Below are 902 nucleotides of genomic sequence, written 5' to 3'. Positions count from 1 at the left end.
CTGTCGCACGATGGCCGGACCGTCTTCTCACGCCTACCGCCATGCGTCGGGCGCTCCCAGAATGCAGCCGCGACAAGATCGGCGCAATATCACAGGAGAATCCTCCTGTCGGAATGCTCTTCACGCACCTGCAGGGACTGCCCGAGGAATCCCGCAAGATGCCTTTCACACTGGAGACCGTGAATGTGAATCCCGCCGACGCCAGGCTGTTGGAGGCCAATGGGGTGCTGTTCCGAGAGAACGATCAGTACTGGATTCCGGAGATCTACCGTCACGGCCTCGGGTTCGGGCTGAGCGGGACCGGCCGGCCGCGTGTGATCGCTATTGCGAAGTCGATCCGTGGGCGGGGTGGCTCCGGCTGATGTCGGCCGGCCGGGGCCGGCCGCCGGCGCACGGGGCGTCGCCGGCGGCCGGAACGCTCAGCAGCCCGGAATGGTGGTTGTGAGGGTGGCCGGGCAGCCGGGTTTGATTACCTTGCGTATGGCGATCTCGCCGTGAGCGCCGAAGGATTTCACGACGACCGAGTTCCGTAGGCCCTCGGCGACCATGGGCAGGCTGTTCAGGGTGACCGGGGTCAGGTCGCCGAGGATGAAGTAGTCGACGTCCTGCCAGCCGTTCTTCAGTTTCTCGCGGACGGCTGGGTCGAGGTCCAGTTTGTAGAACCAGATCGGCTCGGGCTTCTTGCCGGCCAGCTCCAGGTCCGTCCATATGTTGTCGTCGGTGACGACGATGTTGCCGTCCGGGATGTTCTCGATGTACCAGCGGGCCGCCTCCCGGCTCGGTGCGCTGTCGTCGGCGGTCAGTGCCGTGTGCAGCTTCGGCGCCCAGTGGTCCGGGAGTGTCAGCAGGCCCGCCGTCACGATGCTGGCCACCGCCACCAGGCGTATCCAGGTGGCAAGCAC

At 65.7% G+C, this 902-nt stretch carries 1 protein-coding gene and 1 pseudogene; one reads left to right on the top strand and one right to left on the bottom strand.

From position 1 onward, the window contains the following. Positions 1-362, top strand: a 362-nt coding sequence (locus tag AC5LUJ_RS24340; RefSeq protein WP_493465870.1) for a hypothetical protein, incomplete at its 5' end; no start/stop codon positions are given. 57 nt (positions 363-419) lie between these two features. On the opposite strand, the pseudogene AC5LUJ_RS24335 reads toward AC5LUJ_RS24340, so the two are convergent. Beyond that, positions 420-902, bottom strand: a pseudogene (locus AC5LUJ_RS24335) (4-amino-4-deoxy-L-arabinose transferase); the annotation flags it as partial.

It is taken from the genome of Protofrankia sp. CiP1_Cm_nod3 (assembly GCF_982290655.1).
This window is presented reverse-complemented; position numbering and strand designations above follow the sequence as displayed.